This window comes from Phenylobacterium sp. Root1290, from assembly GCF_001425305.1.
Classification (GTDB): Bacteria; Pseudomonadota; Alphaproteobacteria; order Caulobacterales; family Caulobacteraceae; genus Phenylobacterium.
Genome location: NZ_LMEE01000002.1, coordinates 721909 through 735230, shown reverse-complemented (window position 1 = coordinate 735230; position 13322 = coordinate 721909). Strand labels below are relative to the sequence as shown.

Here is a 13322-nt window from a genome sequence, read left to right as displayed (position 1 = left end):
CTGAAGGCGTGATAATCCTGTGTCGCCTTTAGCATTCGCAAACGCGGCGTCGACTAAATCTGGGTTTCGCATCGTTTCGGGAACACGAATGTCCAAACGCGCCTATTTCGGCACCGACGGTATCCGCGGTCAGGCCAACAGCCATCCGATGACCGCCGAAGTCGCCCTGCGCGTCGGCTTGGCCGCCGCCAAGCTGTTCAAGTCCCAGGACGAGCGCCGGCACCTGGTGGTGATCGGCAAGGACACCCGGCTGTCCGGCTATATGGTCGAACCTGCCCTGGTCGCCGGCTTCGCCAGCGTCGGGATGGACGTGCGCCTGCTCGGCCCGATGCCGACGCCCGGCGTCGCGATGATGACCCGCAGCCTGCGCGCCGACCTCGGGGTGATGATCTCGGCCTCGCACAACCCCTACACTGACAACGGCATCAAGCTGTTCGGCCCCGACGGCTACAAGCTCTCCGACGATCGCGAGCTCGAGATTGAGGCGCTGATGGGCCAGAGCCTGCATGAGGGGCTGGCCCCGCCGACCGAGCTCGGCCGTGTCTCGCGCGTCGACGACAGCCAGGCCCGCTACGTTGAGATCGCCAAGGCGACCTTCCCGCGCCGCCTCTCGCTCGCCGGCCTGCGCATCGTCATCGATTGCGCCAACGGCGCCGCCTACAAGGTCGCCCCGGTGGTGCTCTACGAACTGGGCGCCGAGGTCATCAAGATCGGGGTCAGCCCCGACGGCACCAACATCAACGAAGACTGCGGTTCGACCCATCCCGAGGCGATCGCTCGCGCGGTGAAGGAATTCCGCGCCGACATCGGGATCGCCCTCGACGGCGACGCCGACCGGCTGATCATCTGCGACGAGAAGGGCCACGTGGTCGACGGCGACCAGATCATGGCCCTGATCGCCGACTATTGGGCGGGGCGCGATCGCCTCAACGGCGGCGGCGTGGTCGCGACGGTGATGTCGAACCTTGGCCTCGAACGCTTCCTGGCCGCCCGCAACCTCAAGCTCGAACGCACCAAGGTCGGCGACCGCTATGTCATGGCCCGCATGCGCGAGGGCGGCTTCAACCTCGGCGGCGAGCAGTCCGGGCACATGATCATGTCCGACTTCTCGACCACGGGCGACGGCCTGCTGGCCGCGCTGCAGGTGCTGGCGGTGCTGAAGGATTCCGACAAGCCGATGAGCGAGCTGGCTCGCCAATTCGATCCGGTGCCGCAGATCCTGGAGAACGTCCGGTTCGCCGGCGGCAAGCCGTTGGAGACCGAACACGTGAAGGGCGTCATCGCCGACGCCGAGCAGCGCCTGAACGGCAGCGGCCGCATCGTGGTCCGCGCCTCGGGCACCGAGCCGCTGATCCGGGTGATGGCCGAGGGGGACGACGAGAAGCTCGTCGTTCAGGTGGTCAAGGACATCGTTGGCGCGGTCAAGAAGGCGGCCGCCTGATGGGCGACCTGGCCGCCTTCATCCGCGGCCTGCCCAAGGCCGAGCTCCACCTCCACATCGAGGGCAGCCTCGAGCCGGAGCAGATGTTCGAGTTCGCCCGGCGCAACGGCGTCAGCCTGCCCTTCGCCAACGTCGAGGAGGTGCGCGCCGCCTATGCCTTCTCGAACCTCCAGGACTTCCTCGACATCTACTACCAGGGCGCCCAGGTCCTGCTGACAAAGGTCGACTTCCACGACCTGGCCATGGCCTATTTCCGCCGCATCGCCGACGACGGCGCGCGCCACGCCGAGATCTTCTTCGATCCGCAGACCCACACCGACCGCGGCGTGCCGTTCTCGGTGGTGATCGAGGGGCTGTTGTCGGGGATGGACGAGGCCGAGCAGACGCTGGGCGTCACCTCCAAGCTGATCCTCTGCTTCTTGCGCCACCTCTCCGAAGAGGCGGCCTTCGAGACCCTCGAGCAGGCGCGGCCCTATCTGGACCGCATCGCCGGCGTCGGGCTCGATTCCTCCGAGGTCGGCCACCCGCCGTCCAAGTTCGCGCGCGTCTTCGCCGCCTCTCGCAAACTCGGCCTCAAGGTCGTCGCCCATGCCGGCGAGGAGGGGCCGCCCGATTATGTCTACGAGGCGCTCGACCTACTGGAGGTCGACCGCATCGACCACGGCAACCGCGCCCTGGAGGACGACGCCCTCACCGAGCGGCTGGTCCGCGAGGGCATGACGCTCACCGTCTGTCCGCTCTCCAACCTCAAGCTCTGTGTGGTCGGCGACCTGACCGTCCATCCGCTCAAGCGCATGCTCGACCTGGGCCTGCGCGCCACGATCAACTCCGACGACCCCGCCTATTTCGGCGGCTATCTCGGCCAGAACTGGACCCAGACCGCCCAGGCCCTCAGCCTGACCCGCGAGGAACTGGTCGTCCTCGCCCGCAACAGCTTCACCGGCTCGTTCCTGGCCCCCGACGAAATCGCCCGCCACCTCGCCGAAATCGACGCCTACGTGGCCCGCTCGGATCAAAACTAGATGTCATCCCGGTTTCGGCGCAGCCGAAGACCGGGACCCATCAACAACAGATCGTCCCAGATGTGGTTTGGCCTAAGCTTCCAGCGCCAGCAGCGCGAAGGTCGCCAGCCAGTGCTCGCCCATGTAGTCGCCGGCCACGTGCTCCAGCCCCGTCGCCAGGTGTTCGTCGGCCGCCGCCAGAGCCGCGCGGCGCGCCGGGTCGGTCAGGGCCAGCGACTTGGCGATCGAGCGCCAGCACCAGGCGCGGCTGAGGTTCAGACCATCCAGGTGGGCGATCTTGCCGTCGCTGCGGTCGCTGACGCTGGCCGGGGTGAACAGGCTCGCCGGCAGGCGCTCGGCGGCGTTCGGCAGGAACCTGGAGAACCAGACCCGAAAATCTGCCGATGGCAGCACCCGGCGCAGGCATTCGGCCTCGATCAGGGTCGGCGACAGGAAGTCGTCGCCGCTGGGCTCCCAGGCGTTGGCGCCGGCGTCGGCGAGGTACCAGCCGCGGGCCGTGGTTTCGATCAGCGAGACCAGTTCGCGGTCGCCGACTTGCTCCGCGTATTCATGGGCCAGGGTGAGCGCAAACGCTGTGCTGTAATGGGTCCCGTGCGGACCGGGTAGGTCGCCTTGGGCAGGAAGGCCTTGAACCGGTCGGCGAACGCGTGCGCCAGCGGCCGTAGGTTTGCGGCCCACGGCTGGCCCTCAATGCGCTCCAGTTCGGCGCTCAGCATCAGCAGCCAGGCCCATCCGTAGGGCCGCTCGAACCCGGCGCTGGTCGGCCGCTGCAGGTAGGCCAGCTCCCCGGCGACCTTGTCAGGGGTCAGCATCTCGTTGAACAGGCTGGCGATTTCGTCAGCGGCAGGTTCCATCGGCAGGCGCCGGTAGAGCCTCGCCAGCAGCCAGTAGCCGTGCACGCAGGAGTGCCAGTCGAAGCTGCCGTGAAAGATCGGGTGCAGCACGCGCGGAGGCAGGACGTCCTCGTCGCCGGTCAGCACCTGGTCCAGCTTGAACGGGTAGGGACGGCGCACGTGACCTAGGGCCAGGCGCGCGAACTTGGCGCCAAGCTCTTGATTCAGCTCAGAAACGGAAGACGAGGGCATACATCAGCGCCGTGTTGGCCAGGAGGAGGATGAGCGCGGTGGGGACCTGGGCCCGGATCACGCCGTTGCGGTCCTTCAGTTCCAGCAGCGCCGCCGGGACGATGTTGAAGTTGGCCGCCATCGGCGTCATCAGCGTCCCGCAGAACCCGGAGAGCATTCCGATCGCGCCCATGATCGCCGGGTCTCCGCCAAACCTTTGAACGATAAGCGGAAGTCCGATCCCCGCGGTCATCACGGGGAACGCCGCGAAGGCGTTGCCCATGATCATCGTGAAGATCGCCATCCCGAAAGTATAGGCCGCCACCGCCGCCAACTGGCTTCCGTCCGGCAGCCACTGGCTGGCGATCTGGCCGATCGCGGCGCCCACTCCGGCGGCGGCGAACACCGCCCCCAGCGCCGCCAGCATCTGCGGCAGCACCGCCGCCCAACCGACCGTGTCGAGCAGCCGGCGGCCTTCCTGCAAAGGCGTTGCGGGCTTGGCGCGCAGCATCGGCATGGCGATGGCCAGGGCGACGAACACGCCGAGGATCAGCGAGACCAAGGTCGCCTGCTTGGGATCGACGAGCCCCGCCAGCTCCGGCCGCTTGAACAGGAAGGTCCCCGCCAGGGCCGTCGCCGGGATCGCCAGGGCGGGCAGGAACAAGCGATTTCCCAGCCGCGCGGCGCTTTCGGTCCGCTCGGCCTGGCCCGTGGTCTGGGGTTCTCCGCGGCCAAGGCCGCCGAAGCCGGCCACCGCGACCATGGCGATGACGATCAGGCCATTGGCGAAGTCGGGCAGGTGCGACCCGAACAGAAAGCTCGCGGCGAACAGGCCCCAGAAGGCGGTGTTCTTCCAGCGCTTGGGATTGCTGGCGTCGCGGGCGCTCATCACTGCGACGGCCGCGAAGAAGGCGCCGCCGATGACGTAGAGGGCCTCCAGGCCGATCATGGCCGCGCCTCCGCCAGGGTGCGCGCCAGCCGGCGGTCCAGCAGCATTAGCCGCGCGCCGTGGACCAGCAGGGCCACGATCGCGGTGGGAATCGCCCAGACCGAAAGCTGCAAGGGCTCGACGATGATTCCGTTCTGCTCGAGGAATCCCTTGATCAGCAGGATGGACGCGATGGCGATGAAGATGTCCTCGCCGAAGAACAGCGCGATGTTGTCGGCCGCCGCGGTGTGGGCGCGGATCGTCTGTCGCACTTCGTCGGGCAGCGGGCCGTGGTGGGTCTCGGCGGCGGCCTCGGCCATTGGTGCGACCAGCGGCCGAACCATCTGCGCATGGCCGCCCAACGAGGTCAGGCCGAGCGCGGCCGTGGCTTGGCGCAGGATGAAGTAGAGCAGCAGCAGGCGGCCTGTCGTGGCCGCCTTGACCTGGCCGATCAGCGTCTTGGCGCGCTCCTGCAGGCCAGCGCGCTCCAGCAGGCCGATGACCGGCAGCACCACCCAGACCACTGAGACGTAACGGTTTTCCTTGAACGCCTTGCCGAAGGTCTCGACGACTTCGACGGGGCCCATGCCGCCGGCGACGCCGGTGACCAGCGCCGCGACGGTCACCACCAGCAGCGGATTGAGCCGGGCCATGAACCCGACCACGACGACGAGAATGCCGACTAGCGGAAGCAAAGCTTGCAGGCCCCCTGGATCCAGCGCGTTGCGCGGAGAGCGTGAACTCTAGCCGGCTCTGGGCGTTCGGTAATCGGAGGAAGAGGTAAGTTTGGCCGAATTATCCACAGTGAAGATCGGCGCGCCCCCAAGCACTGTTCTTGCGCCTATTTGTCGCGCATCCGCGCGGGACTTTGCAGATCGGCTAATTCGTGTCAGCCTCTTCCGGTCCACGCCGCTCGACCGGTGAGGACCTAAAGAAAAGTCTGGGAGCGAAACATGCCACGACCAGTCGCCTTCGGTGGCGCATCGCGGGGAGCCGCGCGGGGTCTGACCTCGATCGCCTGCCTCGCCTTTGTCGCCGCACTCGCCATCGCCTTCTGGGCCGGCGCTCTTTGGATCGGGAACACGCTCATCCACCTGCTGGCGGGATGACGAAAAAAGGCGGCGCTGGATAAGCGCCGCCTTTTCTCAATCAAATCATAGGCTGCGCGATCAGGCGCGGCCGATCGAGGCGTATTTGATGCCTCGCCCGCGCACGTCGTCGGCGCGATAGATGTTGCGCAGGTCGATCAGGACCGGCGTCTTCATGACGTCCTTCACGCGGTCCAGGTCCAGCGCGCGGAACTGGTCCCATTCGGTGATGATGACCAGGGCGTCGGCGTCCGCCGCGGCCCCATAGGAGTCAGCCTTGAACTCGACGCCCGGCAGCATGTGCTGGGCCTCATGCGCGCCTTCCGGATCGAAGGCCTGAACCTTGGCGCCCATGGCCTGCAGCGCCGGAATGATGTCCAGGCTGGGCGCATCGCGCATGTCGTCGGTGTTGGGCTTGAAGGTCAGGCCAAGCACGCCGACGGTCTTGCCAGCCAGGTCGCCGGCCATGGTGTCGGCGACCTTCGTCGCCATCGCCTTCTTGCGCGCGTCGTTCACCGCGACCGTGGCCTCGATCAGCCGCGTCGGCGCGCCGGCGTCGCTCGCGGTGCGCACCAGGGCCAGGGTGTCCTTCGGGAAGCAGGAGCCGCCATAGCCCGGGCCCGCATGCAGGAACTTGCCGCCGATCCGCTTGTCGAGGCCGATGCCGCGCGCGACATGCTGGACGTCGGCGCCCACCGCTTCGCAGAGATCGGCCATCTCGTTGATGAAGGTGATCTTCATGGCCAGGAACGCGTTGGCCGCATACTTGATCAGCTCGCTGGTGCGGCGGCCGGTGAACAGGATCGGCGTCTCGTTGAGGAACAGCGGCCGATAGAGCTCGGTCATCACCGGACGGGCGCGTTCGTCCTCCATGCCGACGACGACGCGGTCGGGACGTTTGAAGTCCTCGATCGCCGCGCCTTCGCGCAGGAATTCAGGGTTAGAGACCACCGCGAACTGCGCGTCGGGCCGCTTGGCCTTCACGATGCGCTCGATCTCGTCGCCGGTGCCGACCGGCACGGTCGACTTGGTGACGATGACGGTGAAGCCGTCCAGCAGGCCGGCGATCTCTTCGGCGGCGGCGTAGACGTAGGAAAGGTCGGCGTGGCCGTCGCCTCGACGCGAGGGGGTGCCGACGGCGATGAACACCGCGTCGGCCTTCTTCACGGCCTCGGCCGCTTCGGTGTCGAAGAACAGGCGGCCGGCCTTGACGTTCTGGGCGACCAGCACGTCCAGGCCGGGCTCATAGATGGGGATGCCGCCGGCGCGCAGGCGCTCGATCTTGCCAGCGTCCTTGTCGACGCAGGTCACGGTGTGACCGAAATCGGCGAAACAGGCCCCGCTCACCAGGCCCACATAGCCGGTGCCGATCATCGTGACGTGCATGGGTTATCCCTAAGATCCGTTCCCTTTCCGCCTTTCACCACGCCGAGAGCGCACTCGCAATCGTACGTCGATCCAGAACGGAACACTGCTATTCCGAGCAAGCAAGCTGCGCGCCAGACGCGGCTAGACTTCCTGATTGTAGGCGCCGATTTGCGGACGCTTGGCCAGGCGAGGCTTCACCTCCTGCCGGAAGAGGGCGCGCATGTCGTCCTCCGACTGGGTGCTCTCCACCACGACCACGATCTCCGGCTTGTTCGACGAAGCCCGGACCAGAACCCAGGATCCGTCTTCGAGTGCGACGCGCACGCCGTTGACGGTGATCACCTCGACGATCTTGCGGCCAAGGATCGTGCCGCCGGATGCGGCCAGCGCTTCGTATTCGGCCACCACGTCATCGACGACGCCGTATTTTTCCTCGTCGGCGCAATGCGGCGACATGGTCAGCGAGGTCCAGGCGACGGGCAGGGCGGCCTTCAGCTCCGAGAGCTTCTTGCCGGGATTCCGATCCAGCATGGCGAGGATCGCGGCGGCGGCGGTCAGGCCGCAGTCGTAGCCGTTGCCCAGCGGGGCGTTGAAGAAGAAGTGGCCGCTCTTCTCGAAGCCGGCCAGGGCGCCGAGCTCAGCGGTCTTGCGCTTGATGTAGCTGTGCCCGGTCTTCCAGTAGACCGTCTTGGCGCCGTTGGCCGCCAGCACAGGGTCGGTGGCGAAGAGGCCGGTCGACTTCACATCGACCACGAAGGTCGCGTTCTTGTGCAAAGCCGAGAGGTCGCGGGCCAGCATCAGACCGATCTTGTCGGCGAAGATCTCCTCGCCGGTGTCGTCCACCACCCCGCAGCGGTCGCCGTCGCCGTCGAAGCCGAGCGCCAGATCCGCGCCGTGCTCGCGGACGGCCTTGGCCATCTCCATGAGCATCTCGTGGTCTTCGGGATTGGGATTGTAGCGCGGGAAGTTCCAGTCGAGGTCGCAGTCCATCTCGACCACCTCGACGCCCATGCGGCGCAAGGCCTCGGGGGCGAAGGCGCCGGCCGTGCCGTTGCCGCAGGCGCAGACCACTTTCAGCGGGCGCTTGATCGCCGCGCGGCTGGAGACGTCGGCGATGTAGGTCTCGGCGAAGCCCTGGACGTGGGTCAGCGATCCGCCGGCCTTCGTCTTGCTCTCGCCGCCCAGCACGATTTCCTTCAGCCGGCCCATCTCGACCGGACCGAAGGTCAGCGGCCGCTGGGCGCCCATCTTCACGCCCGTCCAGCCGTTCTCGTTGTGGCTGGCGGTGACCATGGCGACGCACGGCGCGTCGAGGGCGAACTGCGCGTAGTAGGCGACCGGCGACAGGGCCAGGCCGATGTCGACCACTTCGCAGCCCGCCGCGACGAGGCCGACGGTCAGGGCCTGTTTGATCGACAGCGAGTAGGATCGATAGTCGTGGCCGACGACGATCTTCGTCTGACCCAGTTCCTGGATGTAGGTCCCGAGACCGAGACCCAGCGCCTCGATGCCCAGCAGGTTGATATCCGGCCCGAACAGCCAGCGCGCGTCGTATTCGCGGAAGCCCGTCGCCTTGACCAGCGGCGTGACTTCGTACTCGAAGGTATTGGGGATGAGATCGGCGCGCGGGACGGGCAGCATCGTAACTCCGTTATCTCTGTCGTGGCTCTTTAAGGCCCGTAGACCTTAAGACCATGCGAACGCGAACCTTGGCCGTCCGTTTCGTGACGATCGTCAGACCCCGGCGCGAACCAGGTCGTGAACGCGCAGAATGCCCACCGGACGGCCGTTCTCGACCACGAACAGCACCGTGACCATCGGCAGCGGGTCGCTCATCAGGGCCAGGGCCTCGGCGGCCAGCATCTGCGGCGGCGCGGTCTTCTTGGGTCCGGCGGTCATGACGTCGCCCGCGGTGTGGGTCAGCAGGCCGTCGAGATGGCGACGCAGGTCGCCGTCGGTGATGACGCCCTTCAGCGCGCCGCCAGCGTCGGTCACCCCGACGATGCCGAAGGCCTTCTCCGTCATCACCAGCAGCGCTTCGGACATCGGCGTGTCCTCGCGGACCAGCGGCAGTTCGGCCTTGCCGTGCATCAGGTCGCCGACCGTCCGCAGCATGGCGCCCAGCTTGCCGCCCGGGTGGAAGATCTTGAAGTCCTTGGCGCTGAAGCCGCGCCGCTCCAGCAGCGACACCGCCAGGGCGTCGCCCAGGGCGATCTGCAGGGTGGTCGAGGTGGTCGGCGCCTTGACCTCGGAGGTGACCTCGGTGGTGTCGGCCAGCAGCAACGCCACGTCGGCGGCCTGGCCCAGGGGGCTGTCGGCGAAGGCGGTGAGCGCGATCAGCGGAATGTGGAAGCGCCGCGAATAGGCGATGACGTCGGCCAGTTCCTGGTTCTGGCCGGACTTGGACAGCGCCAGGATGACGTCGCCCTCGGCGATCATGCCCAGGTCGCCGTGGCTGGCCTCGTTGGCGTGGACGAAGAAGGCCGGCGCGCCGGTGGAGGCGAAGGTGGCGGCGATCTTCTTGGCCACGTGGCCCGACTTGCCGATGCCGGTGCAGATCACCCGGCCCTTGGCGGCGTGGAGCAGGTCCACCGCCTTCTCGAAGGCTTCGCCCAGGGTGTCGGCCTGCAGTCGCAGGGCGTCGGCTTCGGCGGTCAGCACCCGGCGGCCCACGGCGACGGCGTCGAACTTGGTCATCTGGGCGGGGTCCGTCATTGGGTTGGGCTGAGCTTCTGGGCCTGGATGTCGGCGACGGCCTCGCGCGCGGCCTTCAGCCGTTGCTCGGAGGCTTCGGTCTCGCGCTTCATGGCGGCCTTGGCTTCGGCGGTCTGCTGGACCGGCGTGTGGCCGAACGGCCCCGGCGAACGGGCGCCCAGGCCCTGAGGCCAGACAGCGGCCAGCGCCACCATGGCCAGCGCCAGGATCGCGGCGAGGGGGAAGAACAGGCGATCGGACATGCACGCTCATATAGCCAGCGCCGCCCTCAGGGGCCAGCGGACCTTGACGCTTGGCGCCCCGGGCCTTAGCCCGCAAGCATCCAGCAGACGGAGCATAGCCCCTTGCCCACCTTGATCCTTCTTCGCCACGGCCAGAGCCAATGGAACCTCGAGGACCGATTCACCGGCTGGGTGGACGTCGACCTGACCGCCGAGGGCGAGGCCCAGGCCAAAAAGGGCGGTGAGCTGATCAAGGCCGCCGGCCTGCAGATCGACCGCGCCTACACCTCCGTCCTGACCCGCGCCATCCGCACCCTCTGGCTGGCGCTGACCGCCGCCGGCCAGGTGTTCGTGCCGGAGACCAAGGACTGGCGGCTGAACGAGCGCCATTACGGCGGCCTCACCGGCCTCAACAAGACTGAGACCGCCGCCAAGCACGGTGACGACCAGGTCAAGGTGTGGCGCCGCTCCTATGATGTGCCGCCGCCGCCGCTGGCCCCCGGCGGCGAGTTCGATTTCGCCAAGGATCGCCGCTACGCCGGCGCCGTCCTGCCCGACACCGAGAGCCTGAAGACCACCCTCGACCGCGTGCAGCCCTATTGGGACGCTGAGATCGCGCCGCACCTGAAGGCCGGGGAGACCCTGCTGGTTGCGGCGCACGGCAACTCTCTACGCGCGATTGTGAAGCTGCTGTTCGGCCTGTCCGACGAGGGCGTCATCGGCGTTGAAATTCCCACTGGAAATCCTCTGCTGATCGAGCTCGACGCTAACCTTAAGCCGGTCTCCGCGCGCTATCTCGACGAAGCCCGCGCGACGGCCCTGCCGCCGACGGCATGACCACCGACGCCGACCTCCAGCACATGCGCCGCGCCATCGTCCTGGCGCGGACCCATGTCGGGCTGACGGGGGAAAACCCCAGCGTCGGCTGCGTGCTGGTCAAGGACGGCGTGGTTGTCGGCGAGGGCGTGACCGGCAAGGGCGGGCGCCCGCATGCCGAAGAGCAGGCTATTGAAATTGCTGGCGAACGTGCGCGCGGCGCGATCGCCTATGTGACGCTCGAGCCGTGCGGCGCCCGCTCCTCCGGCGCCGCATCCTGCTCCCAGCGGCTGGCGAGCGCCGGCGTCTCCGAAGTGGTCGTCGCCTGCGAGGACGCCTCGCCCTACGCGTCCGGCCAGGGCGCCGAGCGGCTGGCCGCGGCCGGCGTGCCAGTACGCCTTGGCGTGCTCGCCGACGAGGCCGCCGGCCTCTACGAAACCTACGTTCCCCCCGCAAATTAACCACGGTCAAGCTAAGCTGCGGAAAGAGCGTGTTAATTACGCGCGCCTAGTATCGTGGCTGAAAGTCAGTGGGGTTTCCGATGTCCGCCCAGAGCGCTCCCGCCCAGGAGTTGCGCAGGCTCGATCAGCATGAGCTCGACGCCGTCTGCGCCAAACATGACCGTCTCTGGACCTCGAAGCCGGGCGGCGCGCGAGCTGTGTTCGCCTGGAAGGATCTCTCGGGCCTCGATCTGCGCGGCAAGAACCTCTGCGACGCCGACCTGACCGGCGCGGTGCTCTCCGATTGCCAGATGCAGGGCGTTCGTCTCGACCACGCCAACCTGTTCGGCGCCGACCTCCAGAACGCCAACATGACCGACGCCTCGCTGCGCCGGGCCGACCTGCGCGGCGCGTGCCTGCGCGGCGCCAACCTGACCGGCGCCGACATGTTCGAGGCCGACCTGCGCGAGGGCTCGATCGCGGTCGGCGACCGCGACAAGGGCCTGCGCGTGCTGGAGCACATCAACCGCGTGGGCGAGGCGTCCGGGGCGATCCTGGCCGGCGCCAACCTCGAGCGCTCGCGCCTGTCGGGCGTCATGGCGATCAAGGCCGATTTCAGCGACGCGATCCTCAAGGACGCCAAGCTGGTGCGCGCCAACCTCAAGCAAGCCAACATGTCGGGCGCCAACATGGCGGGCTGCGACCTTTCGGGCGCGGACCTGGCTGGCGCGGACATGCGCGACGTCATTCTGGTCGGCGCGAAGACCTTCGCCTGGAACGTCTCCCAGGCCGACATGCGCGGCGTGCTGACCGACGACCCAGTCGGCAAGTCGGTGCAGGACCTGCCCTACAAGACCATGATCCGCGATCACGCCAAGTGGTGCGAGACCGGCGGCGCCGAGGGGACACCCAGCGTCTTTGACAACGCCGACCTGCGAGCGCTGGAGACGATCCGCGGCTTCAACCTGACCGCGCTGTCGGCCAAGGGCGCGGTGTTCTACGGCCTCGACATGGAGGGCGTGCAGCTTCAGGGCGCCCAGCTCGACGGCGCCGACCTGCGCAACTGCAACCTCCGCCGCGCCGACCTCCGCGGCGCCCGCCTGATCGGGGCCAAGCTCTCCGGCGCGGACCTGCGCGACGCCCAGATGGGGCCGTTGCTGCTGGGCGCGGACCGCACCTTGCCGTGCAACCTGACCGGGGCGACGTTGAAGAACGCCGACCTGGCGCGGGCCGACTGCCGGCATGCGATCTTTGTCGACGCCGACCTCAGCCGCGCCAACTTCACGAGCGCGATGGTCCGGACCGCCAATCTCACCAACGCCCAAAGGTGGGGCGCGCGCGGCCTCGAAGACGTGATCTGAGGCCCTTGGGCTGACGCTCGGGCAACGCGCTATCGTCGCCTCCAGGCAAGGAGGCGGCGATCATGCAAACCGTCAGCGTCGAGGTCCGCGAGCGGACCGCCATCATCACCATTGAGCGGCCCGAGCGCCGCAACGCCGTCGACGGGGCCACGGCCCAGGCGCTCTATGACGCGTTCAAGGCTTTCGACGCCGACGCCAGCCTGGACGTCGCCGTGCTGCAAGGCAGGGGCGGGGCCTTCTGTGCGGGCGCCGATCTGAAGGGCGTCAGCGAGGGGCGTGGAAACCCGGTTCATGTCGGCGGCGATCTTGGCCCAATGGGCTGCACTCGCCTGGCGCTCTCCAAGCCGGTCATCGCGGCGGTCGAGGGTCACGCCGTCGCGGGCGGTCTCGAAGTCGCCGCCTGGTGCGATCTGCGGGTCGCGGCGCAGGACGCCGTGTTCGGGGTGTTCTGCCGCCGGTTTGGCGTGCCGTTGATCGATCTTGGCACCGTGCGCCTGCCCAGGCTGATCGGCCATTCGCGGGCGATGGACCTGATCCTGACCGGACGGCCGGTCAGCGCGCAGGAGGCTTTTGAGATCGGCCTAGCCAACCGGCTGGCGCCCAATGGCGAGGCCCTGGCGGTCGCCCTGGATCTGGCCGCCCAGATCAGCGCCTTTCCTCAAGCCTGCCTGCGCAACGACCGCGCCTCGGCGATCGCGCAGTGGTCGATGGACTGGGAGAGCGCGACCCGCTTCGAAGTCGAGTTGGGACGGGCGACGCTCGCCAGCGGCGAAGCGCGGGAGGGTGCGGGGCGCTTCGCTTCGGGCGAGGGGCGTCACGGGGCGTTCTAAGCGGCCAAGAAGAAGGGCGGCGCCTTTC

At 67.9% G+C, this 13322-nt stretch carries 13 protein-coding genes and 1 pseudogene; 7 read left to right on the top strand and 7 right to left on the bottom strand.

Annotated features, from left to right (window positions below; translation table 11 throughout):
- Window positions 1-88: 88 nt before the first annotated feature.
- Together glmM and ASC79_RS13075 are read left to right on the top strand one after the other, a co-directional pair.
- On the top strand, window positions 89-1441 hold the full coding sequence (gene glmM, locus ASC79_RS13080) for a phosphoglucosamine mutase (RefSeq protein WP_056016955.1): 1353 nt from the start codon (window positions 89-91) through the stop codon (window positions 1439-1441).
- Window positions 1441-2463 (top strand): adenosine deaminase, encoded by a 1023-nt coding sequence (locus ASC79_RS13075; RefSeq protein ID WP_056016952.1) that lies wholly within the window; start codon window positions 1441-1443, stop codon window positions 2461-2463. Before glmM ends, ASC79_RS13075 begins: the two co-directional genes overlap by 1 nt.
- A 72-nt stretch (window positions 2464-2535) precedes the next feature.
- On the opposite strand, the pseudogene ASC79_RS21780 reads toward ASC79_RS13075, so the two are convergent.
- The 3 genes and pseudogenes from ASC79_RS21780 to ASC79_RS13060 all read right to left on the bottom strand — a co-directional run bounded on the left by ASC79_RS21780 (window position 2536) and on the right by ASC79_RS13060 (window position 5150).
- Window positions 2536-3548 (bottom strand): annotated as a pseudogene (locus tag ASC79_RS21780) (DUF2891 domain-containing protein).
- Entirely contained in the window at window positions 3526-4476 is a 951-nt protein-coding gene (locus ASC79_RS13065; RefSeq protein WP_056016949.1) for a DUF979 domain-containing protein, read from the bottom strand. Before ASC79_RS13065 ends, ASC79_RS21780 begins: the two are co-directional and overlap by 23 nt.
- Window positions 4473-5150, bottom strand: coding sequence for a DUF969 domain-containing protein (locus tag ASC79_RS13060; RefSeq protein WP_056016946.1), 678 nt, complete (start codon window positions 5148-5150; stop codon window positions 4473-4475). Before ASC79_RS13060 ends, ASC79_RS13065 begins: the two co-directional genes overlap by 4 nt.
- A gap of 258 nt (window positions 5151-5408) precedes the next feature.
- Between ASC79_RS13060 and ASC79_RS21090 the strand changes: the two genes are divergently transcribed.
- The gene (locus tag ASC79_RS21090; protein ID WP_156378260.1) at window positions 5409-5564 is read left to right on the top strand and encodes a hypothetical protein; all 156 of its coding nucleotides are present in this window, start codon (window positions 5409-5411) and stop codon (window positions 5562-5564) included.
- Window positions 5565-5624: 60 nt separating this feature from the next.
- On the opposite strand, the gene ASC79_RS13055 is transcribed toward ASC79_RS21090, so the two are convergent.
- The 4 genes from ASC79_RS13055 to ASC79_RS13040 all read right to left on the bottom strand — a co-directional run bounded on the left by ASC79_RS13055 (window position 5625) and on the right by ASC79_RS13040 (window position 9868).
- Window positions 5625-6929, bottom strand: coding sequence for a UDP-glucose/GDP-mannose dehydrogenase family protein (locus ASC79_RS13055; protein ID WP_056016943.1), 1305 nt, complete (start codon window positions 6927-6929; stop codon window positions 5625-5627).
- 123 nt (window positions 6930-7052) lie between these two features.
- Window positions 7053-8552 carry a phosphomannomutase/phosphoglucomutase gene (locus ASC79_RS13050; protein ID WP_056016940.1) on the bottom strand — a complete coding sequence of 500 codons (1500 nt, stop codon included), beginning with the start codon at window positions 8550-8552 and terminating at the stop codon, window positions 7053-7055.
- A 93-nt stretch (window positions 8553-8645) separates the two neighbouring features.
- Window positions 8646-9608 (bottom strand): SIS domain-containing protein, encoded by a 963-nt coding sequence (locus ASC79_RS13045; RefSeq protein ID WP_056017961.1) that lies wholly within the window; start codon window positions 9606-9608, stop codon window positions 8646-8648.
- 14 nt (window positions 9609-9622) lie between these two features.
- The gene (locus ASC79_RS13040) at window positions 9623-9868 is read right to left on the bottom strand and encodes a hypothetical protein (protein WP_056016937.1); all 246 of its coding nucleotides are present in this window, start codon (window positions 9866-9868) and stop codon (window positions 9623-9625) included.
- Window positions 9869-9970: 102 nt separating this feature from the next.
- Here ASC79_RS13040 and gpmA point away from each other — a divergent pair, with 102 nt between their 5' ends.
- From gpmA to ASC79_RS13020, 4 genes are all read left to right on the top strand, one after another.
- Window positions 9971-10684 (top strand): 2,3-diphosphoglycerate-dependent phosphoglycerate mutase, encoded by a 714-nt coding sequence (gene gpmA, locus ASC79_RS13035; RefSeq protein ID WP_056016934.1) that lies wholly within the window; start codon window positions 9971-9973, stop codon window positions 10682-10684.
- Entirely contained in the window at window positions 10681-11124 is a 444-nt protein-coding gene (locus ASC79_RS13030; protein ID WP_235528652.1) for a deaminase, read from the top strand. The genes gpmA and ASC79_RS13030 overlap by 4 nt, the downstream gene beginning before the upstream one ends.
- 80 nt (window positions 11125-11204) lie before the next feature.
- Window positions 11205-12464 (top strand): pentapeptide repeat-containing protein, encoded by a 1260-nt coding sequence (locus ASC79_RS13025; RefSeq protein ID WP_056016931.1) that lies wholly within the window; start codon window positions 11205-11207, stop codon window positions 12462-12464.
- Window positions 12465-12526: 62 nt separating this feature from the next.
- Complete coding sequence (locus tag ASC79_RS13020; RefSeq protein ID WP_056016928.1) at window positions 12527-13294, top strand: crotonase/enoyl-CoA hydratase family protein; 768 nt, start codon at window positions 12527-12529, stop codon at window positions 13292-13294.
- Window positions 13295-13322 lie beyond the last annotated feature (28 nt).

Bases quoted from the DNA above. Each gene is read 5' to 3' on its own strand.
- glmM (WP_056016955.1), top strand. From the start codon at position 89: ATGTCCAAACGCGCCTATTTCGGCACCGACGGTATCCGCGGTCAGGCC.
- ASC79_RS13075 (WP_056016952.1), top strand. From the start codon at position 1,441: ATGGGCGACCTGGCCGCCTTCATCCGCGGCCTGCCCAAGGCCGAGCTC.
- ASC79_RS13065 (WP_056016949.1), bottom strand. From the start codon at position 4,476: ATGATCGGCCTGGAGGCCCTCTACGTCATCGGCGGCGCCTTCTTCGCG.
- ASC79_RS21090 (WP_156378260.1), top strand. From the start codon at position 5,409: ATGCCACGACCAGTCGCCTTCGGTGGCGCATCGCGGGGAGCCGCGCGG.
- ASC79_RS13055 (WP_056016943.1), bottom strand. From the start codon at position 6,929: ATGCACGTCACGATGATCGGCACCGGCTATGTGGGCCTGGTGAGCGGG.
- ASC79_RS13050 (WP_056016940.1), bottom strand. From the start codon at position 8,552: ATGCTGCCCGTCCCGCGCGCCGATCTCATCCCCAATACCTTCGAGTAC.
- ASC79_RS13045 (WP_056017961.1), bottom strand. From the start codon at position 9,608: ATGACCAAGTTCGACGCCGTCGCCGTGGGCCGCCGGGTGCTGACCGCC.
- ASC79_RS13040 (WP_056016937.1), bottom strand. From the start codon at position 9,868: ATGTCCGATCGCCTGTTCTTCCCCCTCGCCGCGATCCTGGCGCTGGCC.
- ASC79_RS13030 (WP_235528652.1), top strand. From the start codon at position 10,681: ATGACCACCGACGCCGACCTCCAGCACATGCGCCGCGCCATCGTCCTG.
- ASC79_RS13025 (WP_056016931.1), top strand. From the start codon at position 11,205: ATGTCCGCCCAGAGCGCTCCCGCCCAGGAGTTGCGCAGGCTCGATCAG.
- ASC79_RS13020 (WP_056016928.1), top strand. From the start codon at position 12,527: ATGCAAACCGTCAGCGTCGAGGTCCGCGAGCGGACCGCCATCATCACC.